This window comes from Pseudomonas sp. AC136 (genome assembly GCF_979258585.1).
In genome coordinates this window covers 5,327,711-5,347,967 of the sequence record NZ_OZ409865.1, presented here as the reverse complement: position 1 = coordinate 5,347,967, position 20,257 = coordinate 5,327,711, and the positions used below count along the sequence as shown (strand labels likewise).

Below are 20,257 nucleotides of genomic sequence, written 5' to 3'. Positions count from 1 at the left end.
TGTGATTAATAGCCCAGTTAGACTAACAGCGTTTCTAATCAAGATTGCATCTCGGTGCAATCTTGATTGTGACTATTGCTACATGTATCACCATGCCGACCAGAGCTGGAGATCAATGCCACGGTTTTTGAGTGAGAGCCACCAAGGAGCCTTCTCTGAAAAACTTGGCTTATATCTTAGATCATCAGGCTTAAAGAGAGCTGTAGTTGTTTTTCATGGTGGAGAGCCGCTTTTAATTGGTGCAAGAGCGATCGTTGAATATGCGTCGAAATTAAGAGAAGACGCAGGCACCAATATTATTCTGGACATCGGAATACAAACCAATGGCCTATTATTGGACGAAGAAGCTATAGCGCTATTTGAAGAAGCTTCAATTGACATATCTCTAAGCCTTGATGGGCCTCGGGAAGCCAACGACCTTCATCGAACGACGCGAAAAGGCCGGTCTAGCTTCGACAGAGTTATGACCGCATTGCAACTATTGAAAAGTAAACCTAAGGTATTTGCAGGCGTCATAGCTGTTATTGATACTAAAACCTCCCCATTAGCTCTGCTAGAGTTCTTCTCCCAACAAGAAGTACCAAAGCTAGATTTTTTGCTCCCTGATGCAAATCACCTTCGACAGCCTCCAGGGCGGTCTAATGCACCGGCACTTTATCAAGACTGGCTCATCCAAGCTTTCGATGCTTGGCTTGATCATTACCCAAACCTAGCAATTCGCACATTTGAATCGTTACTTGACTCAATATCAGGATTACCGTCAAGAACTGATGCATTTGGATATGGTGATGTGAGCCTAATAACTATTGAGAGTGATGGTTCATATCATGACCTTGACGTCCTTAAAATCACACATGAAGGCGCTTCTAGGATTACTGGAACGGTTTTAGACACGTCCATATCAGAAATTGCGAACTCGCAACAACTGAAAGCACATCGAACGCTGCTACAAAAAAGCGGCCTGTGCCCAAAGTGTCAGCAATGCTCGGTTGTAGAGATTTGTGGGGGGGGGTCAGTGCCTCATCGATACGGTGAAAACGGTTTCAACAATCCCACCGTTTATTGTCATGAAATGTTTTCGTTGGTTACACACGTAAAATCACGCCTTGAAGTCCTATTGAATAGCACTCCCTCAGAAGATACTGCCATCGATTTTAATTTAGACAGCTATGAGCTTGCTGAGGATGCTGAAGCTCTCGTGAAAAGTCTGTGCACTGACTCATCATTGAAATCTACCGCTCAATTTAAGGCGGTACTGGAGCACATTGCTCGTCAGAATAATAAAGAGAGCGCGTCAGCATCGAAACTACTCAATGGACCACACAATGTTATTGAGAGAATGGCCAGTTGGCCTGGAACGATCGCTTGGGCAAAAGCTTATGAAGAAGGCCTCAATGGACGGCCTGTTCTGGCGATAGATGGCAGTCAAATTTTTCCAGGCTCAAATTACCTAGATCACTTAACAGTACATCTTGTAGAGCCTGTAAGCGGGCTTTTGATTGGCGTAAAAGATGAATGGCTTAAAGCCCCCTTTGGGAGCGCCATCAGATTCGTTGCGGAAGAAGACATTTCAGACGCCAAAAAAGTTGCATTGGAGGCACTAAAAATCATCGAGGCTTGGCGCCCTAAACTATATACCGAAATCAGCGCATCTTGCCGGACGATACAGTTCGTCGAAGACCCTACAGCCGACCCCGACAAGATAATATCTTTTAGTGATGACTCTGTACCCGGTGCACTATATGTTTCGATACGCCAAGGGGAGCGTTTTATCGACTCATACGACCTGGCTGACTCTATAATTCACGAACACCGTCATCAAAAGCTTTATTTGTTAGAGCGGCTATCACAAACAGTTTTACCCTATTACAAAAAGGTTCCCTCCCCATGGCGTGAGGAGCTTCGGCCCCCATCTGGGTTAATGCATGCTGTTTTTGTATTTATTGAACTACGTCGATATTGGAAATATATAATCCAAAGCGGCCCGAGCAGATTAGCATCACGGGCAAACAATCAAATCCAAATTACTAACGAACGCTTAGTCACCGCGTTCGCTACTCTCAGACAATGCCCGTTATCTAACACCGGAATCGCACTTCTAGATACGTTGGAGCGGGCCTTCCACCGTGAAAAATGAAATAGTACTTCCTCATAGCAGCCTTCCGTCCTCGCCACATGATAGACATGCCTTTCTGCGTGAATATTTCTGCGACAAAGATGCAACTGCCACTCGCACAGAAGAAGGCTGGAGGCTTGAGCTGTACTGGCCGGGTGGAGCTGATCGACATATAGATACTAGAATCAACGAAGGGCTAGAATGGTGGGGCGAAGACGTTACTCTGCCTATGATGGCTAAAGCACGCAGACGGAAAGGAATTATTTTAGAAACTCTTTATGACACCTGGACACTGCATAGCTGGAGCCAGTGGATCGAAAAAAACCCACTTTCAAACTCCAATTTTCTAATACTACACATCGATGATCATCGCGATTTAGCTTCACCTAGATTGCTAATCAAAAATAATAATTTCACAGATGCTATAAGCGGGGAAATTTTCGATCTTAAAAATCCCGACTCAGTGGAATCAGGAATATTGTCGGGAGCTGTGGGAATGGGAAGTTTTATAACTCCATTTCTCCACGCATATCCAAATTCAGAGTTGAGACATTTGTGCCAGCCTCCAAAGGTCTCAAAAACTTCGAATTACAAAATAACATTAAACACAAAGATAGACAATTTTTTGCATCGCGGCCACGAGCGTCCCAGCATTGATATTTCTCCGCTAACAGCAGGAGCAACCTTTGGAAATGGATGTTACCGCAGCAGTTCAAACATGGAAGATTGGCTCTCGGACTTACACCCCGATGACAAGCGACCTGTATTTCTACACATTGACATGGATTATTTCAACAATCGCTTTGATGGAGATAGTGACTGGCGCACACACCCTTCAAGACTAGACCCTTCTAATGACCACATCATAAAAGAGATCGAAAAGCTTACAGAGACTATAATTAATTCAAATATAGCCCCTAGAATTGTAGACGTAGTTATTGCATTTTCACCTGGTTTCTTTCCCGCTGAGCACTGGCAACTTTCATCTTCAAAAATCCTTGAAGGTCTTAATTTGGCAGGGGTTCAATGACCCCTACAACGCCGAAAATACCTAAAACTCTTGTTTCAGGGGATGACATTAACCTCATTAGAACCAAAGGCACCGCAGGCAGAGGCGGCGGCTCGGGAGGCGAGTGCTGGCGGATTGAAGTTAACGAAAAACGAGTAGGCACTGTATTTATTAACCTCATCGATCAGCCCCCAATCGGTGTACATCCGTCTATTCAGATATATTTGAATGCAAAAAATATCAATATCGGCATAGGCCGCGTGGCCTATGCACTTGCCTGCAAGAATAGCCAATACCACTCTATTTATGCTCACATACGAAAATCGAATTTCGCATCCATAAAATCAGCACAGCACGCCGGATTCGTCGACGAAACACCCTATTCCTATAAACAAAAAATTTTGCGCTGGAGTCGCCCGGCCCAGCTGGTTGAGACTTAGCATCATGACGACCATTCGCTTAACATTTGACCGGAAAACTGAAGACATTCTTATTTGGAATGGTCAAGTTGTAATGTCGCGGACCGAAGAGAAATATTTCAGTGAGATCTTTTCAAAGCTCTCATATTTAGATACCGCCAAGGTTTTAGAAATAGGTTTCGGCCTAGGAATATCTGCAAGATTAATACAAGTTCACTTCTCCCCTGTGCAACATGACATATATGAAATTGAAGAAACTATATTTAAAGATTTAGAATTATTCGCGAGCAGGCACCCAAGCGTACAAGCCTATCTTGCAGATTGGCTTAAATCAGAAATTACTGAAACTTATGACTTTATATTCTACGATCCCTACGACTACAGCCCCGACAATACGAACTACAAGTCCAACGTCTGCACAGCCGATCGCTTGAGGTCAATGCTTGCCCCAACCGGCGTGCTATGCCACCCCCACTTTGGCGATGGCGACGTCCCAGATATTGTCGGATTTGACACTTTCATCGTGAAACGACTTAAAGTTGATCAGATTAAAATGTTCGATGGATCTATTTGTGAAGACGTCGCAATTGTTTTTCATCGCCCTAGAAAATAATATTTAAAATCTAGCTATTTAACAGTGCACCTATCTAATCCTCGACAATAATCAATTCAATATTTTAATTTCGACTTTCCTGCGAATTAGAAGTGCATACCCTGCGCTCAAATCTAGCATCGCGCTGATCAATTACACGTAAATAATCACCCCTAAAACTAGAAAATTTAGGGGTAGCACTCAAACATCACGTAACAATCCAGTACTCCCCCCAGGCCCTAACTGGGATGAATTCAGCTGGAGGACTTGTGTAACAGCTGCAACGTTCGAAGCCGAACGTATTGAATTTGAGGCTTGAACCGAGATCAGTTAGTAATAACAGTCAAGGGCGCCAGCTGAGCGACAAGCATCCGAGTATCGCCTCCATCAAATACTATCCGCACAACGCGCTGATCAACCCACCGTTCAACAGTACCAGGTCCAAAAACTTCATGGCGTATCAACGTTCCCGGTGGCATCCCATTGGGATCGGACAAGCTGGCCACCTCACCTTTCCGAGCCTCCGGAAACGCCGTATAAAACCACTCCGTGGATTCGGAGAAACGTTTGAAATAGGTATTCGCGATATGAGGTCTCTCAACCGTTGCTGAAGTAAATGGCCCTCCTGATTCGACGGCCAATCCTGCGTGTCTGCTTAACGCTAAATCCATCTCCCAAACGAAACGTGATACTGGACTTAGCGCCGAACGTCGCACGGTCGACTCAACGCTTTGAGTTGAGTTTGTAAATTCCTGTTCGTAGGGGTGCGCCAGAAAAAGCTTGTCCGATGCTCGTGTTGTGGCCACGTAAAAAAGACGACGCTCAGCCTCAATTTCGGCATTAGTCAGTTTGTCTCGGGGGAAGACATCGGTCACCAGCCCCGGCACAAAGACGATTGGCCATTGAGCGCCTTTCGCCCTATGTATTGAACCGATCCATATGTGCGGCTTGCGCGGTGGCTCCATCTTCGATGAGTCGATTAGAGGATCAAGGTCCTCAAGAAATGACGCGATGGAGCCTTGATGGTTGCTCGCAATGCGCTTGAAAGCCTCAACATTGGAAAGGATCGCCTGTGCAGACTCCAACGTCGGAGCCTGCTTCTCGATCTGCTTCGCAAAGCTAGTACCTTGCAGATATCGCTCTAGCACATCGATGACCTTCTCGTGCGGCTCGGTGCAGTTTGCGATGATCTCTAAGAGATCCGCGCGATCACGAATCTGATCCGCATGGAAAGGTTTAGTTTGTGGTGTTATTGCGGAGCGAATAGCGTGTGAGAGCATATTCGGCTGGGCAATAACCGCTTGGATAACTTTATCAACAGCCGACCTGTCCAGATATAAACCAGGACGCTGTAGTAGGCATTTCAGGGTAAAACTGAGTTCATCTGTACCAAGGTCCTTCCAACGCCCGCTGGCGAGCTGGAGTACACCTATCAGCGCGCTGATTTCAGCGATGCGGCTCAAGGGGGGGCGGCCATATACAAAATAAGGCAGCCCCATCTGATGAAGCTCTAGCTCTAGAGAAACGCTCATGCTGTAGGTACGCACCAGCACCGCAATGTCGCTCGGAGGAGTTTCCGGAGACAACAGGTCACGAATATGATCGGCCAATCCCGACAATCCAAGGGCCAAACTCAAGCAGTGAATACGCGTGTTGGGAGTACCTTTCGCTGAGATACTGATCTTGGCGTTCCTGTTGGTGTTTCTACTGATGCTATAACTGGCCGCCAGGGAGAGGGTGTGGCCGAATCGGAACGTATGGGGAAGCGTGTAGCGGGTGGCCCCGCTGAAATCTCGCTCAAATCCTCGGGTTAGGTAATCCGGATCAGCCCCACGCCACTCATAGATAGCCTGATCCTCATCGCCAACCAGCATTACCTTGGCACGGGTGCCCGCTAAAATTCGCAGCAGCGCTATTTGAATGCGATTTACATCCTGAGCCTCATCCACGATTAGATGGTCGACTCTATTGGCTACCAGCCGTTGCGTCTCTGGTTTACGAAGCATGAGTCGGACGGGGTCGTAAAGTTGGTCCTCGAAGAACCGCAGCTTCAAGCGTTTCCGCTCCTCCTCATAAAGACGGAACGCATCCGGATAGCCCTTGGTGTTCTGGCCGTATCGTCCGCGGTCATAGATTTCCTCAGCACTAAGAACGTCTGACTTGACCAAAAGGAGAAATGAGACAAACCCGTCAATCAAGTCCTTCTCAGGTGTCATACCCTCCCCATTTAGTCCTTTGAAGACACGCGTGAAGGCATCTTTGGCAATCTTGGTACGGCGGTAATCAGCTTCAACAATCGTCGCATTCGGCAACAACCCATGCTGCACGAAGTAGTTGACGATCTTATTCCCCATCGAATTGAACGTTCGTATCTCTGGGGGTGTGCCAATACCTGCCTGTTCAAAGCGACGCTGAAACGACTCCCGCGCATCGCGGTTAAACATGACGACCGCAATCTGATTCGGACTGTGATCACGCAAAAGATGGCGTACGCGGCCGACCATCGTTTCGGTTTTTCCGGAGCCTGCCACCGCAGCGACAACAGCATGGCCTCCTTCGTGCGCGATGACCTGGAGTTGCTCGTCGGTGTACGTTTTTTCTGCCAAGTGTCACGTCCTGCGCGGGCTACGCCTCTTTAGTGGAGGCAGATAAACCTGATGACTTCCAACCTGCCATGTTCATGTACTGGGCTCGAATCCCTAACGTCTGAGCTGGCGCCACGTTGGTATCTCAAGGTCGTTACTTAGTCTTGAACAGTATTCCAATGACAAAGTCGTCTTGAATCTTCAGCATGATCTCAAAGAGCCATACTCACACGATATGGGGTGATACGAAGGAATGTCCATATCCACAGCGGTCACGCACTCTTGCCAGTGACCCTCTGTGACATTGCTTCTGCTGCTTCAGTAAAAACGCTTTTCTGCACTGAGTGCACTTTTACGCTGGCCACTCAATCCATCAGAAAGGTACGTCTCTATGAGCCAGCCCAACCATCCTGCTAACCAAAAGAACCCGAACAACCCAGCGCATCGCTCGTCCACGAACAATCATGCAAACCAACTGAATCCCAACAACCCCGCGTACAAGGCTAGCCGTGAAGGTGGCAAGAAAGGGAAGTGAAATACTCGCCGGGAGATGAGTCTCCCGGTTTCCAGGAGAAGCCACATATGGCAAGAAAACCAGATTCGAATGGCGTGATAGGCACATTGCGCCGGTTGTTCAGAAATGAGGACGACCGTAGCTTGCTGAGCAAGTTTGCCGACAGGGAGCCGTTGAAAAAACATCGCGTAGATCCCGAAGGCACCCAAGTCTTCAAACGCTCTGAAGAGTGCGACAACCTCATCAAAAATCTTCTGGCATTGGACGCTGTATTCAACAGCCAAGACTTCGTGTGTGACCTTGCAAACGGGAGCGTTCCTCCAAAAAAATTGGAGCAGGAAATCCAAAATGCAAAAGCACGACTTGAAAAAAAAATCTCTGCATACGGTTATTGGGCAAATCGGCTGACCTCGTTGGAGGCGCTGCTACGCGAAAGGCCTTCGCTGGAAGAGCAGGCTTTGGAGGACTGCCTTCAGATTGATGAAAGAGAACAAAAAGGGAGAGACGATCCTTACGCACTGAGAGCTGTGCGACTGCTGGAAAAGGTCGAAGAACACGGTCGACTATCCACACTCAGTCCTGGGCGGCTAAGCGAAAAAGCTTGGGCGCTACATAGATTGGGCCTCTATGAGCAGGCGGACCAAGCAGCTCGCCAAGCAGTTGAAATAGATCCTCAGCATGCAGAGGCCTGGATGCTTCTCGCCATCCAAAGCATGGATGAAAAACGGACGGCCCAACGTGAGGCCGGGCGCTATCAAATGGAACGAGAGAACGCCGACGCCATGTCATCGCATGAGCGGTGGGCCGAAGAAATGCAGGACATGGCTGAGTCCCGAATAATGTCCGCTTTGGAAAGACATCGCTCCGTAGTATTTCCCGCGCTGCTGTACTGGCCCCTCGACAAAGAAAATATCCATCGCAGGTATCGCTACAGAGAGAACTACGAGCTTGTCCGAAATTGGTGTATCGATTGGCTATTTTCACTCGTACAGCCTGAAGGGACCAGTGCTTCGACTGGCATCGATTTGCAGCGCAACTATGCGATCAATGGACTAGCTCCCGAATTTGAATGGCAACCTACGTATTATTTTTATCAAAAGTGGGGGCCCAGGGGCACCAGTGCTCATGGACTCTCAGCGCTAGAGATTGAGGTCGCGAAGAAAATTTGCTCAGAGTGGGTTGGGCTTGTCGAAAAGCATGAAGGGTTTGGCTTTTTCCAAACGTCGTTCCTCGAGCCTCAGGGCTCCTTCATCAGGCTCAAGCTGCTGCATTTAACTTTTACTCTGGGCGTTCAAGGCTACGAACTGCTCCATAAACAATTCATTAGTGAGCTTCGCTATCTGCGCCCAGAAGAACTGCTCGCAATCGTTCATCAAAATGCGCTTTTCAGGACGTTCACCACTCATTGTGCTGCCAACGGTAGCGAGCAACTAGGATCCCACTTTGATCAGATCGTAGAGCTAGTGAGAAAGGAACGACAATCCGAGTTTCTGCTTCTGAAAAGCAACCTGCTACGCAGGACTTACGACCACTCATTTGTCCGTCGCCATTTTGATCACTGCATTCGCATTGCCCACGAAGGCCAGTCATTGAGCGAAGGCACTACCTACTCCCGCCCCTACCAGACCGGACTGGATCATGAGCAAAACAGTGCCAACCTATCTTTAAAACACTGGAAGTACCTAGAGCTTCGAGCCGCAGTGGAGATTGCCGGCGCGTCCAAGACGGCTCAGCAATCGCTACTTTCAGTAGCGAACCCAACCGAGTACTTTCATGACGATGCTGACTACCTAATTCTTGAAGAGGGTGACATTGAAGGAGCAGAATTTAGTTGGTATTCCGCGCCATTTGGGGCTTCGATACTGGCCTCAGGGCAATGGCTCCAATCCTTGAAGCGGCTGCTTGAGCAAGAGGCATATTTAGGTCCAGAAAAAGACAGGGCACTGCAAGTCATTGACCAGCTATCTCCCTTAGTCGAGCAACCGATGACGAGAGATAACCCAGAGTGGTGGCTTAGAAGTTTTTTCTGAGCACCAAGAGCCTTTATGGAAGAAGAATCACAAGGAGTTCCAGATGGCGGGTCACCCTCAGAATCTGAATGTCGCAGTTTTCATTGATGCGGATAACGCGCCGAGCCGGAAGATTGGAGATGTTTTGGCCGAGCTAGCATCCTTTGGCGCTGTCTCTATTCGTCGAGCGTATGGAAACTGGAAGAATCCGACGCTAGATGCGTGGGGCAAGGTGCTGCATGAGCACGCGATACAACCCATTCAGCAGTTCGACTTAATTAAAGGTAAAAACGCCACGGATATGGCAATGGCTGTGGATGCGATGGACGTTCTGTTCAACAAACCAGTGGATGTATTTTGCCTAGTATCTTCCGACTGCGACTTCACGCCGCTTGTCATGCGCCTCAGGGCAGAAGGTAAACAAGTCATTGGCTTCGGTGAGCGGAAAGCACCAGAGCCATTCGTGAACGCCTGCTCACGCTTTCTGTATTTCGATCAACCTACAGTCACTAGCGATCAGTCGCTTATACAAGTCCCGCAGGTCGAGAAGCTTTTGATCGCGGAAGATGTTGGTCAGAGAGCTTCTCTCGCGAAAAAAACGTGCAAAGAGCTGAAGTGCGACACGAAACTGATGAATCTGTTGCGCAACGCAGTCGAGTACGCGGAGCATGAAGATGGTTGGGCAAACCTAAGCACCGTGGGTAGCCGTATCGGGAACCAAGCGTCGTTTGACGCTAGAAACTATGGTTATCCGAGGCTTGTGGAGCTATTTGCAGCTATCGATCTTTTCGAGATGAAATGGGTGAACAATCACCCTCAGGTCCGATATACAAGACGATCCTCAATACCCACCGTATAACGGGACTGCTGCTTAGGCTCCTAGTACCTTCTGCAAATCGCTCTGCAAGGCGGAGCACTGAGGTCAGAAGCTTATGCAGCTCTTCATGAAATTGGCCAAACTGGAAAAGGCCAACTCACGCTATGGCCCACTCGACCATTGCTGAGCTTGGCTTTCAACAACCTAGCGCCAGTATTCGGCATAGGGAATATCGATCAGCTCATCCAAAAGAGAATCCTTGGCGGAAACTAGAGGATCCAACCAGTCAGCCTTTGCTCGCCCCCATCTAATCGCCTCAGCCAGTTCCGGAGCTATTCCGCCTTTCTCGATAAAGTACCGTTCTCTCGCATCGAGATACTCTCGAAGCAACCTCGCGCGCTGCCACTGCTTTGCTTCTCGAAGTATGCTCATCATGCGTTTACGCTCAGCGTCCTGAATTTTCTTTTTCTCCAGAGCCAGCTCCCGCTTCCGTCTCCGCTCCTCGCGCTCAACAGCAGCTTCCTCGCGCTCGACCAAGAACCTCACAGCCCTTCGCGCCATCTGGCAGACGACTTCATTGAGTCGTTCTTCCACCAAAGCCTCAATGCCGTCGACGATCTCCCCACCGTAGCCACTGTCAGCGCTCACCTGAAGCTTTCCACTGGGGTGATGCTGCCATTTTGGAATCCAAACCCATTCATCCCTCGCGACTTTCTTCTTCTCGGCTTCAGTAGGTACGTAGGGGGTGCGTTTGGCTGACTCGAAAAATGCGAAGCTAACTTGAATGCCCAAGATATCTACGTGGGTCGACTGTTTCCCCGGAATGACTGTGTAGCCTCGCTGGTCCAACGCTTTCACCAGGGCGTCAGCCACCCGTAACGCACGAGCTTGCATTGACTCTGATACTCGGATGTCCAGGACATCGCCGGGGGCTCGTGGAAAGTCGCGCTGATCTTTGAATGGTTCTTTGAACGCTTTCTGAGTTTTGATCGTGAGGGCATGCGGATCGCGCAAGCGCTCAGGTACCACGATGTGATTCACGGGATTAGCTTCGAAATCCAAAATGGTTTGGAGACGAGGGTCCATCGGTTTGGGCGGCAGTGGAGGCTGTTTCGCAATACTGCTCGGCGGGACGTACGGCTTGTAAAGATGCGTGGCCGGCCCGGTGTAATTCCTCAGTTTCGGAGTGGGCTCTACACGCTTGCCTGCTTTGAGTTTCGCCCAATATCCCCGTGACGGACTGGGGATTTGCAGACGTGAACAGAGCTTTTTCAAGCCCACATCTGACACTCCATAGCGTGGCGCTACTGTCGTCATGGGTTCAGACCACACTTCCTTGAGCAGTAGCGCCCGGTCGTATTGCTCTCTCATCAGCGGCTCCTGCTGTGATGGAAAACCAATAATCGTAGATAGCTCTGCTACGGCTGCCTGAATTTTTTCACTGTCCTATCGCCATACTTCTCAGCCTTGAACTGCATGTGACAGACATCCCCCGAGGCTGAAGACCACCATGCTGCGTCAGAAGTTACGAACGTCCATTATGAATGTTCTCTCTATTTCGGATCGTCCGAGGTGGTCCCAAGAGTGTCGTCTAACTCAAGTTGGACTGGTTCACGCATACCGGGCACAGGCAACAAATACAACGTTTCCTGGATAGCTGCCCAGTCATCCAGCGACACCAAAACCGCATTTTTTCTGCGCCCCAAAATCAATATGGGGTGGTGTGTCCCCGCCAGCTGGCTAATCAATCGACTGAGCTTCGAACGAGCTTTCTTTGCCGTCAGCATTAGTAACGGGGCGCTCTCTGCACTCAGCGGTTGTATAAAGCTGGCACCCGCCATCTTGGCACTACGAAAGAACCCCGTACTCAAGACGCTCGATTAGCGTCAGCACCTGCTGCTGCCCTTCGACAGCTCCTAATAGGGCCAGCGGAGCGATGTTTCCCAACGCCAAAACCGGATGAGTCAACCAGCGAGCAGCAGCCCCGCTATCCAGGTCAAAGAACTCAAGCGCTGCGCCCAACACCTCCCCCATCGGAGGAGCGAGCAAAACGCACTCTCTCACCACAGCTAGAACCGGCTCCTCATAAACAGCGGCCTTCGCATGTTCAGGGCAACGTGTCTGCATCCAGCCGGAGAGCGCGACGCCATTACCCAGCCGTCCGCAAAGTTCGCAGAGGTGCTCTGAAAGCGAGTCGACTAGTCTCGTAACTGTAAACGCGTGATCGCTGCCGTTCCGGTAGTAAAAACGCAGCCCACCAAATTTTTCTTTTACCTGCGTCGCAACGAGCTGCTGAGCGCCCGTCTTTTCGATATGGCGCTGGATCAACTCACACGTCGCATCGATCAGGGGGAACCAACCGTCACCGCACTCAAAGCCGAACAACGGCTGCGCGTCCGAGGAATCGTCTGAAAAAATCGAGGGGTATCGCTGACACAGCAGCGCATCAAGCTGTTTGTGCATAGGTGCTAACTCCTGGGGCTTAGTGATGACGATGGGGCGTGCGGTGAATGCCAGCGTCGTGCAACTGCAAAAACTCATGCCAGTCCGCTCTGACATGTCGATGCCCCCCCCCCAACGCAGGACGCGGCGATGAACTGCACCTGCGTGAGAAACGCCGTCACCGGCTCGTTGTAGGGATGGGAAAACGCCCGTTTCAGTTGTTTCTGCTCAATTGCAGATGGCTCATAGCGCCATGATTCATCCCGCCGCTCAAGCAACACCGTTCTAGGTTCCAGCTCCTGGTCATCGTCATGGCCCATATTCCGCTTCCTCTTAGTCAACCGTCCTGTCACCGAGGTGAGTCACGACTCACCCCAAAAATCATCTGCCGCCACGCGACCAAACACTTGTTCATCTGTTGGCGGAGCGTCAGCAAACATCGTGGCGCCGCGGCGCTCTTGCCGCAGATAAGCGAGCGTTCCGAAAAAACATGTTTCGCAGAGATGAACGCGATAGCGCTCGCCGTCATGTTGTGAGCCAAACCCCCAGAGCGCCTCCAAAGTGCCGTATTGCTGGCCATACTCGGCGACACGCGTGTGCGTACCGCACACTGCGCAAAAAATCTCGATAGCTGATTTGTTCATGGCGTCCTCTCGGTGACGGTAAGTCAGCGGTTCGGCAACGGTTCGAGCGGCTTTTTACTGAAACGGTGTTATGCGCACCGCGTTCGACTCTCCCTCACTGCACGCAGTACCGCGATCCCGTCAGAGCGGCGCTGGTGAACCGGTCTGTCAAAATCTCCATCGATTGACGCCCGCCCCAGGAATGGAAATTCACTATCAACAACCGCTCACCATCGGCCGTTTCAATCAGGTACCGCCTGGGACGGGTATCGAACTCGGTCACCTTGCTGATGTTTTCGGTCAGCATCAGCCCGCCTTGCGGGTATTCAGCATGTTTGTAAATGCGCCCGGTAGCGCAATAGTCGTGAATGCTGACATCCATGAGATATCCGGTTAGCACGTAGTCGGGGTATTCCTCTGTCATGGCTTTGACGAGCAGAACTGCTTTATACGGGCTGATCACAATGCGGCACTCTTCTAAAGTTCAACCACAAAAAAACAGCTCGACGCCCAAACTCAGAAAACCAACCTATTCTATTAACAACGTCGGTTTTCAAAGAAAATCAGGATAAACACCATAAAATGCGCGACGCCTTGCACTGCCACCAACGACTACTGAAACAAGAAAAAGAAACTTTCCGAAAGTGTGTAAAACCCTGCATGACCATCGAAAAGTTACACAGGATCTCATCACAAGTGTTCATCACGCCGTCCCGAGTAGCGAAGCCGCTAACTACACGCCACTTGCCCGTGCGTAAAACACCGGCGACCCTGATCGCGGCCTGCGAAGTAAACACCTCTGGAATTGATAAAACAGTCGAAGCGCAGACGTCGGGCGCGCCGAACCGCCCTCGCAGTGTTCGCTCGAAAAACTTCGGATATGCCGATATAGGCAACTAACCTAGCCCACCATAATTTGGTGTCAATACCCAAGTGGATAAAAAAGTGGCGAGACGGCATTCATTATGTTGTTTGTCATTAACGCGCGAAACGGTGAGCAGTTTTCAAACGACTTGCGGGCAAGCGAACTGTCTGAAAACGGACCGATGCCGCCCCAGCAGGACACCAAACGCTCTGAGCACGGGCTTTGTAGCCGCTTCACGGGAAGGCAGACCGGCCATCCCACCTCAAGCCAAGTTAACCTGACAGCAACTTGGCTATTGACTTTTCGGAAAAGAATTGTTAACGTCCGCAGGCATCAGGTTAATTCGACCTGCCATGCGAAGGTTCACATGCAACAACTCTGCCTCTCCCCCCTCTCCTTATTACGCCTCTTCTGATTTTCCATTAGGGAAGATCGGTCGCTTTCGGCCGTTCTCTATTATCCAAACTTTCTAACTTCCAATCAGCACGAATGAGCTGAAGCGCTTTTGCGTGTCCGCTCGTCGGAATTAGAAACTGGAAATTCCCTATGGAACAACAAAGAAAGTGCAAGCCTAAGTTATTGATTAACTTGCATTGAGCGCAAAACTGTCAATATAGCAAACGCTTAAACCAAGGGGACTTCATGATGTTACGCCAATTACGCCAGTGACCCAATTGACAAGCCGAAAATCGGCTACCAATCTCTGACCCACTCTACGCGAGCAAACATCATGAAAAAACTCCGAAACCAAAACGGCGGCACCCCTGCGCCTGTACGAAACATCAAGCGAAGCAAATTCGGAAAACAAACGACATTCTTTCCCTCGAAAAAAAATGGATTGCAGATAGTTTGCGAAGTTCGTCTTGAAGCAGACGCATGTTTCTATTGGGAGCAAGACAAGAACGTTGTTAGTTACCGTGAACAGCCCGAATGCCTTGAACTAAAAGTTGGTAAGAAGTCCCACAAATATACCCCTGATTTTGAACTTCGCTATGCAAACGGTTCGAGGAAGTTTGTCGAAGTCAAACCTGAGAACGTATACCGCAAGCCCAAGTACCTGGCCTTGTATCGCGCTGCGCGCAAATTCCTTCGCGACCGTGGTGACCATTTTGCGCTGTTTACCGACGACCAAATTCGCCAGCAGCCACGGCTGGACAACCTGATCAAGACATACAGCCAGGCACGTGGTGCAACACCTCTGGAGCGAGCTTACCTGCGCGATCAGCTCAGCCAGCTGAAGTCCCCTATGAGAATTCGCGATCTTCTGAATCTGCCCGCTCCGCCTTCGCCCGCATCGTTGTCAGCGGCGCTCTTCGAGCTGGAGCTGCGTTGTGATTGGACAAAGCCCATTTCGATCAACAGCCACGTGTTCTGGGAGTAAATCATGCTTCGGAAACACGAAGTGATGCCCGGCGGCCGTTACGAACTGAATGGTGATCTGGTCGATGTCATTAGCATCGATCATGGATGCGTTTTTATGCGCGGTGTCATTCACAAGGGCCCAATATATCTACCCGAGGCAGAAGTGGATCTGCTGCTACGCCAGGGCCGTTTGATCCCTATTTCTAACGCACTGATTGATGAACGCAAAGCGCTGGAATTGGTAAGGGCGGCGCCCGCCACATTGCTCAAGCTGGACCGGGATGTTTACTACGTAAAAAGACTCCTGGAGATGTTCCATGGGGCCCTCCCGCGTGAAAAAACCGTAGCTGCGGTAGAGAAGTTGGCGGCCGAATTGGGAGATACGAAACCGCCAAAATACACAAAGATTTACATGCTCTCAAAACGCTTTTTGAGTAACGGTCAAAACATCTTTGCACTAATGGACGCTTCAACAGGTAAGAGGCTCCGAGCAAAACGCCTGTGCCAGGAGTCGCTCGCGGTGATGCAAGACTACATCCGCAATGAGTACCTGAAGAGCACCTGCCCCCCGGGCAGCATGATCTACAAATGGTACGTGGCGCACCTTGAAGAATTGAATCGCCAGTCCGTCTGCAAGCTAGATATCCCTTCCGCATCGACTTTTTACCGTGCGCTGAAAGCGCTTAATAGCTACGACGTGGCTGTCGCCCGACATGGTCGACGCGCCGCAGCCAAAACACACGGTTTCGGGAAAGGGATCCATTGTCCTGACAGGCTTCTCGCCCGGGTAGAAGCAGATACACAGGAAGTCGACGTCCAAGTAGTCGGAGTAGATGGCGTCTATGTATCTCGTCCTTACCTCACTGTTCTGATCGAGGTGCTCACAAGTTCAGTGATTGGCTGGTGCCTTTCTTTTACTCCCCCGTGTTTCGAAAAAACCGCCAGTGCGCTGCGTCATGCCCTGACAAAGCGCGACGACGGAAGCCCTGCCGGACTCATGGAAGAGCTGGTGGTGGACAACGGCGCTGAGTTTTACAACTCATCGTTTCTATCTATCGCTAACCGCCTGGGCTTTACCGTCCGCTTTTGCACCGGAGGTGAACCCAATCAGAAGCCATTCGTCGAGTCGTTCTTCAAGACTTTGAACCAGCAACTTATTCATGGAATGGATGGGACTACTAAGTCGAATCCGGCGATGCGAGGTGATTACGACTCCGAGGGCGAGGCGGTAATGACGCTGAATGAGTTGCGCGGTGTGGTCGAGGACTGGATTCAAAACTACTACAACAAAGTCGCGCACGGCGACCGCCACATACCCTCTAACGAACTGTGGAAACGTAAGTTGGACCCCATGAATCCACCCAGGGTATTTACCGAGAACGACGTACGCTTTATCTGCATGGCGACACACTTCTGCACCATTAATCGCGGCCGCCTTCGGTTCAAAAATCTGGCGTGGAGCGGTACCGCCGTATCAATGATTCAAGGCAAATTGAAGGTAGGTCAAAAAGTAGAGGTGCTGTATGACCGGACCGATCTGGGTGTTGCCTATGTGCGTGATCCTTTCACCGAGGTTTTTCATCAGGTAGATGCGACGGACCAATACCAGTACGGCCTGTCGATGTACGAGCACGAGTTGGTTCAGCAAAAGCTAAAGGAAGATGGGAAATTTTTCACCGGAGAAGAGGCGCGGCAGACGTTGCTTCGCATCTTTAATCAGCTGAGTGAGTTCAGGACGAAGAACGCGCGGCGTAAACGTGCCCACCTTCACGATATCCAAAATCAACAGAGCCAAGCCATCACATCGCCCATCGGTGAGATAGCTCCCACGTCCTACATTGGCGAAGACAATCAACTTCCAGAGGAAATCGATTTTGGACTTATTAACCAGGCAATTGACGACGTCAGCGACGATTACGAAACCTACCAACTACCGAGTAAAGATTCATGAGCAGCCGAATCCACGAAATCACAACAAAGTGCAAAGAATTTTCCTCAGTAATTATTGGTCACCCTGAGTATACCGATGCAGTTGAAAGCATCTTTCGCGCCGTTGAGGCTACTAAGATGCGGGGAGAGCCGGCCTCGGCACTGGTGACTGGCGAACCAGGTACGGGAAAATCGACAGTGGCGAAGATCGCCATGAGTCATTTTGGGCAGAACAAGATTGTCACGACAGATGCCGGAACAACCGAAATCATCCCATCCATTTACTGCTCACTGCTGTCTGTTGACACCATCAAGAGCCTGACGATCAACATGTTGCAGGAACTGGGAGCGAGCAATCTATCTGGCGATAGCGCGACCCTTTTCAAACGTCTAGTCACTTTGCTTAAAACCTGCCAGACCCAGGTTATCGCTCTCGACGAGTTTGACAAGCTTCTAGCGAAGGGCGCGGAGAAGTCTCGCCGACAAGTGTGCGACTGGTTGAGGACACTGCTGAACGAGACGCTGATCCCCGTTGTCGTTGTGGGCGTCCCCCAGTGCGAAGAAATCATCAATGCAAATCCGCAGCTGTCCCGCAGATACACCTATCGCCATACGATGAACCACTTTTCGTACTCTGCTCTAGATCCTGCGTCAACTTACAGCAAAACCTTGCGCGGACTAAGTGCGGCGATCAAGCGTATCGGCGAATTCGATGATTGCTTGATGGTGAATACGGAGCAGCCGCTTAAGGCGATGTATCTTGCAACCGGCGGGAACATGAGTGGAATGCGCCACATCCTCAACGACGCCTTCAGGATCGCCTTGGTCCGTAACGACGGAACTTTCGGTCTACGCGATCTAATCGATGCCACTGACCTTTCTATTATCTCGACCGCTTACTACAAGAAAAATGCCTTCCGACTGAGCAATGAATCGCTCAATAAGTTGATCTCCGGAGCGCAGGCTAAATGAATATTTTTCACCTCGCTCACTCACTTCAAGAAGAAAGCCCTCGAAGCGTGCTGATTCGTACGGCTTTCGCAAATGGGTTCGGCTCAGTGTCTGCCATGGCAAGAGCCTTTGGGGCAAAGGAATCGCTTCAACCTTTCGCTTGGCAAATGAAGCATTCGAAACTTGTCACCAAACTGGCAGGACATGAGTACCTTAATGGCCACCGGTTCCACGCAAGTTTTTACACCCAGCTCGGACGTACAAGCGAAAGCCCAGTAGAGATGAGGGGATTGGTCGTGCCCGCTGCATACATCCGAACGGATGCGTTCAGCTTTTGTCCGGACTGCATTAAGGCAGGCACCCATTCATCAGTGACGGACCTCTGTTGGCTAACCAGCTGCCCCGAGCACGATTGCAGACTAGAGCCGGCGTGCCCCGCATGTGACCGGAAAATTCGTTGGACTCAGCTATCAGGTACCCATTGCATGTGTGGGTTTGATTTGACCAAAACGCCAAAAACCTTCGCGTACTCCGAAAGCTCGCATCGGCTGCTCCACATCTTCAGAACGAAAGATCAGCAAGCGTTGGACCGATTCATTTTTTCACTGCGGGCGCTCCGCTACAAACGCCATCCGGACCGAACTTCGGACATCCTAGACCAAGCCGCTCTTATCGCTGAGCGTGACGAAAAAATATTCGAAGATTTGGTCCAGACCTACAAGCAGCAGTATCCATGCCTCTCCCTCCGTCCGCTGCTGGCGCCGTGGTTGGTCTCTCAAGATCAGTGGATCAGCCTAAAAATCCAACACTTGGTTCATTCCGAAGTAGACAAGCCAGACGAGCCAGACGAGCATGCAGCGTGCAGGTGCTCTGCGCTTGAGCTTTATCAGGAAGAAATTATTTCAGCCCTAAAAATTTCGCCGACCAAGCTCCGTTCGCTTCTGACTCGGGATCTGATTCAGCGCGAAAAAGGTGATGAAACTCGCTGGAAGTACTCTGCAAAGAAGCTCTGCAAGCTGCGTGAATCGTCTAAGGAATCTGCCTCTCCATCAAGTGCTGTAGCTATTAGCCGGTTTTCGGACCAAGACTCCAGCTCTTACCTCACCCTCCAAGAGGCCGCGATTACTCTGGGTGTGTATTCGGAAGCGGTTCGCAGTGCGTGCTCGCTCGGCCTTTTCCATCCGGGTGCAGTTATAGGTCCGAATGGCAGAACTTTGCTTCATGTGGATGCGATTAAGGGGTTCTCGGAGAACTTCGTGTTCGTGGGTCAGCTTTCTTCAGATCTCGATCTTCCAAGAACGACTCTTTCAGCGAAGCTACTTCACCTTGAAGTCATCCCCGTTTCAGGTCCCGCAGTAGATGGGGGTCTTGTGACTATCTACCGCAGATCAGACATCGATATCCAGGTTCGAGAATCGCTACGAAATCTGACGCACTACAAATCGAAAGCCGGCAGGCGACGGAAAGCTTGTCTCGCCCCCTCGGCGGACGAATCTACATCGAGTTCGAACGCCGCGCGAAAACTTGGGGTCGTTCTTCACGACTTGAAGCACTTGGAGCAACTGGGATTCATCACCAGAGCGCAAACGTCTAAAAGTGGCCGTCATTTCACCAACGACTCAGTGGCCGATGCCGAAACTCGGCTTAAGAAAATGGCTTCGCTGAAGGAACTTTCAGCCCTGCTCGGCATGGCACCACAAACCTTTTCGAGGCGATTTATTCAAAGCAATTTTCTATCGTACGTTCGCTTTGGCAGCAGGACACTTATACCCATAGAGGACATGGAACGGTGCAAGCACCATCGGAAGCTATTCATGACTTTTTGCGAAGCCGATGAATTCTTTGGCGCCTCAAATGGGCATGCCGCCAACCTAGTACGTTTGAAAAAAATTAGTCCTTTGAGGCCTCGTGATTTTGGATACGTTTCAACCGTTCGCCTTCTTCATCGACATGACGTCGACGCACTAAATTAAGACCTCGCCCTCGTAAAAACCAGTAGCGTCCTGCTACTGGAAATTCACATT

The 20,257-nt window shown here is 50.2% G+C and carries 18 protein-coding genes; 11 read left to right on the top strand and 7 right to left on the bottom strand.

Translation table 11 applies throughout. The annotated features are described in order from the left end of the window. The first annotated feature begins 1 nt into the window (after position 1). From yhhB to ACZZZU_RS24025, 4 genes are read left to right on the top strand one after another with little or no spacing between them, the layout of a single operon-like run. The gene (gene yhhB, locus ACZZZU_RS24040; RefSeq protein WP_463552071.1) at positions 2-2,137 is read left to right on the top strand and encodes a cyclophane-forming radical SAM/SPASM peptide maturase YhhB; all 2,136 of its coding nucleotides are present in this window, start codon (positions 2-4) and stop codon (positions 2,135-2,137) included. Next, a complete protein-coding gene (locus ACZZZU_RS24035; protein ID WP_463552070.1) occupies positions 2,127-3,146 on the top strand; it encodes a hypothetical protein in 1,020 nt (339 codons plus the stop codon). Before yhhB ends, ACZZZU_RS24035 begins: the two co-directional genes overlap by 11 nt. Continuing rightward, entirely contained in the window at positions 3,143-3,565 is a 423-nt protein-coding gene (locus ACZZZU_RS24030) for a hypothetical protein (RefSeq protein ID WP_463552069.1), read from the top strand. Before ACZZZU_RS24035 ends, ACZZZU_RS24030 begins: the two co-directional genes overlap by 4 nt. Positions 3,566-3,569: 4 nt before the next feature. Beyond that, positions 3,570-4,157 (top strand): hypothetical protein, encoded by a 588-nt coding sequence (locus tag ACZZZU_RS24025; RefSeq protein ID WP_463552068.1) that lies wholly within the window; start codon positions 3,570-3,572, stop codon positions 4,155-4,157. Between the two features lie 305 nt (positions 4,158-4,462). Here ACZZZU_RS24025 and ACZZZU_RS24020 read toward each other — a convergent pair whose 3' ends face one another. Continuing rightward, a complete protein-coding gene (locus ACZZZU_RS24020) occupies positions 4,463-6,742 on the bottom strand; it encodes an ATP-dependent helicase (protein ID WP_463552067.1) in 2,280 nt (759 codons plus the stop codon). A 561-nt stretch (positions 6,743-7,303) separates the two neighbouring features. Between ACZZZU_RS24020 and ACZZZU_RS24015 the strand changes: the two genes are divergently transcribed. Together ACZZZU_RS24015 and ACZZZU_RS24010 are read left to right on the top strand one after the other, a co-directional pair. After that, on the top strand, positions 7,304-9,265 hold the full coding sequence (locus tag ACZZZU_RS24015) for a hypothetical protein (RefSeq protein ID WP_463552066.1): 1,962 nt from the start codon (positions 7,304-7,306) through the stop codon (positions 9,263-9,265). Positions 9,266-9,308: 43 nt separating this feature from the next. Continuing rightward, positions 9,309-10,103, top strand: coding sequence for an NYN domain-containing protein (locus tag ACZZZU_RS24010; RefSeq protein WP_463552065.1), 795 nt, complete (start codon positions 9,309-9,311; stop codon positions 10,101-10,103). Between the two features lie 162 nt (positions 10,104-10,265). Here the strand turns inward: ACZZZU_RS24010 and ACZZZU_RS24005 are convergent, their stop codons facing one another. From ACZZZU_RS24005 to ACZZZU_RS23980, 6 genes are all read right to left on the bottom strand, one after another. Further along, positions 10,266-11,432, bottom strand: coding sequence for a hypothetical protein (locus ACZZZU_RS24005; protein WP_463552064.1), 1,167 nt, complete (start codon positions 11,430-11,432; stop codon positions 10,266-10,268). Between the two features lie 182 nt (positions 11,433-11,614). Then, complete coding sequence (locus tag ACZZZU_RS24000) at positions 11,615-11,848, bottom strand: type II toxin-antitoxin system Phd/YefM family antitoxin (RefSeq protein WP_463552182.1); 234 nt, start codon at positions 11,846-11,848, stop codon at positions 11,615-11,617. 61 nt (positions 11,849-11,909) lie between these two features. Continuing rightward, entirely contained in the window at positions 11,910-12,524 is a 615-nt protein-coding gene (locus ACZZZU_RS23995) for an antitoxin Xre/MbcA/ParS toxin-binding domain-containing protein (RefSeq protein ID WP_463552063.1), read from the bottom strand. Positions 12,525-12,598: 74 nt separating this feature from the next. Further along, on the bottom strand, positions 12,599-12,823 hold the full coding sequence (locus tag ACZZZU_RS23990) for a hypothetical protein (RefSeq protein WP_463552062.1): 225 nt from the start codon (positions 12,821-12,823) through the stop codon (positions 12,599-12,601). 42 nt (positions 12,824-12,865) lie between these two features. Beyond that, the gene (locus ACZZZU_RS23985; RefSeq protein WP_463552061.1) at positions 12,866-13,147 is read right to left on the bottom strand and encodes a hypothetical protein; all 282 of its coding nucleotides are present in this window, start codon (positions 13,145-13,147) and stop codon (positions 12,866-12,868) included. A 94-nt stretch (positions 13,148-13,241) separates the two neighbouring features. After that, the gene (locus ACZZZU_RS23980) at positions 13,242-13,589 is read right to left on the bottom strand and encodes a hypothetical protein (protein ID WP_463552060.1); all 348 of its coding nucleotides are present in this window, start codon (positions 13,587-13,589) and stop codon (positions 13,242-13,244) included. Positions 13,590-13,708: 119 nt separating this feature from the next. Here ACZZZU_RS23980 and ACZZZU_RS23975 point away from each other — a divergent pair, with 119 nt between their 5' ends. The 5 genes from ACZZZU_RS23975 to ACZZZU_RS23955 all read left to right on the top strand — a co-directional run bounded on the left by ACZZZU_RS23975 (position 13,709) and on the right by ACZZZU_RS23955 (position 20,206). After that, positions 13,709-14,026: a hypothetical protein gene (locus ACZZZU_RS23975; protein WP_463552059.1), complete on the top strand. Its 318-nt coding sequence runs from the start codon at positions 13,709-13,711 to the stop codon at positions 14,024-14,026. Positions 14,027-14,721: 695 nt separating this feature from the next. Next, the gene (locus tag ACZZZU_RS23970; protein ID WP_463552058.1) at positions 14,722-15,372 is read left to right on the top strand and encodes a Tn7 transposase TnsA N-terminal domain-containing protein; all 651 of its coding nucleotides are present in this window, start codon (positions 14,722-14,724) and stop codon (positions 15,370-15,372) included. Positions 15,373-15,375: 3 nt separating this feature from the next. Next, the gene (locus tag ACZZZU_RS23965) at positions 15,376-17,304 is read left to right on the top strand and encodes a hypothetical protein (RefSeq protein ID WP_463552057.1); all 1,929 of its coding nucleotides are present in this window, start codon (positions 15,376-15,378) and stop codon (positions 17,302-17,304) included. Continuing rightward, positions 17,301-18,254, top strand: coding sequence for a TniB family NTP-binding protein (locus ACZZZU_RS23960; RefSeq protein ID WP_463552056.1), 954 nt, complete (start codon positions 17,301-17,303; stop codon positions 18,252-18,254). The genes ACZZZU_RS23965 and ACZZZU_RS23960 overlap by 4 nt, the downstream gene beginning before the upstream one ends. Further along, entirely contained in the window at positions 18,251-20,206 is a 1,956-nt protein-coding gene (locus ACZZZU_RS23955; RefSeq protein WP_463552055.1) for a TniQ family protein, read from the top strand. Before ACZZZU_RS23960 ends, ACZZZU_RS23955 begins: the two co-directional genes overlap by 4 nt. The last annotated feature ends 51 nt before the right edge of the window (positions 20,207-20,257 follow it).

What these genes read in the sequence shown, in the direction of transcription:
- ACZZZU_RS24030 (WP_463552069.1), top strand. Translation starts at nt 3,143, where the DNA reads ATGACCCCTACAACGCCGAAAATACCTAAAACTCTTGTTTCAGGGGAT.
- ACZZZU_RS24025 (WP_463552068.1), top strand. Translation starts at nt 3,570, where the DNA reads ATGACGACCATTCGCTTAACATTTGACCGGAAAACTGAAGACATTCTT.
- ACZZZU_RS24015 (WP_463552066.1), top strand. Translation starts at nt 7,304, where the DNA reads ATGGCAAGAAAACCAGATTCGAATGGCGTGATAGGCACATTGCGCCGG.
- ACZZZU_RS24010 (WP_463552065.1), top strand. Translation starts at nt 9,309, where the DNA reads ATGGCGGGTCACCCTCAGAATCTGAATGTCGCAGTTTTCATTGATGCG.
- ACZZZU_RS24005 (WP_463552064.1), bottom strand. Translation starts at nt 11,432, where the DNA reads ATGAGAGAGCAATACGACCGGGCGCTACTGCTCAAGGAAGTGTGGTCT.
- ACZZZU_RS24000 (WP_463552182.1), bottom strand. Translation starts at nt 11,848, where the DNA reads ATGCTGACGGCAAAGAAAGCTCGTTCGAAGCTCAGTCGATTGATTAGC.
- ACZZZU_RS23995 (WP_463552063.1), bottom strand. Translation starts at nt 12,524, where the DNA reads ATGCACAAACAGCTTGATGCGCTGCTGTGTCAGCGATACCCCTCGATT.
- ACZZZU_RS23990 (WP_463552062.1), bottom strand. Translation starts at nt 12,823, where the DNA reads ATGGGCCATGACGATGACCAGGAGCTGGAACCTAGAACGGTGTTGCTT.
- ACZZZU_RS23985 (WP_463552061.1), bottom strand. Translation starts at nt 13,147, where the DNA reads ATGAACAAATCAGCTATCGAGATTTTTTGCGCAGTGTGCGGTACGCAC.
- ACZZZU_RS23975 (WP_463552059.1), top strand. Translation starts at nt 13,709, where the DNA reads ATGCGCGACGCCTTGCACTGCCACCAACGACTACTGAAACAAGAAAAA.
- ACZZZU_RS23970 (WP_463552058.1), top strand. Translation starts at nt 14,722, where the DNA reads ATGAAAAAACTCCGAAACCAAAACGGCGGCACCCCTGCGCCTGTACGA.
- ACZZZU_RS23965 (WP_463552057.1), top strand. Translation starts at nt 15,376, where the DNA reads ATGCTTCGGAAACACGAAGTGATGCCCGGCGGCCGTTACGAACTGAAT.
- ACZZZU_RS23960 (WP_463552056.1), top strand. Translation starts at nt 17,301, where the DNA reads ATGAGCAGCCGAATCCACGAAATCACAACAAAGTGCAAAGAATTTTCC.
- ACZZZU_RS23955 (WP_463552055.1), top strand. Translation starts at nt 18,251, where the DNA reads ATGAATATTTTTCACCTCGCTCACTCACTTCAAGAAGAAAGCCCTCGA.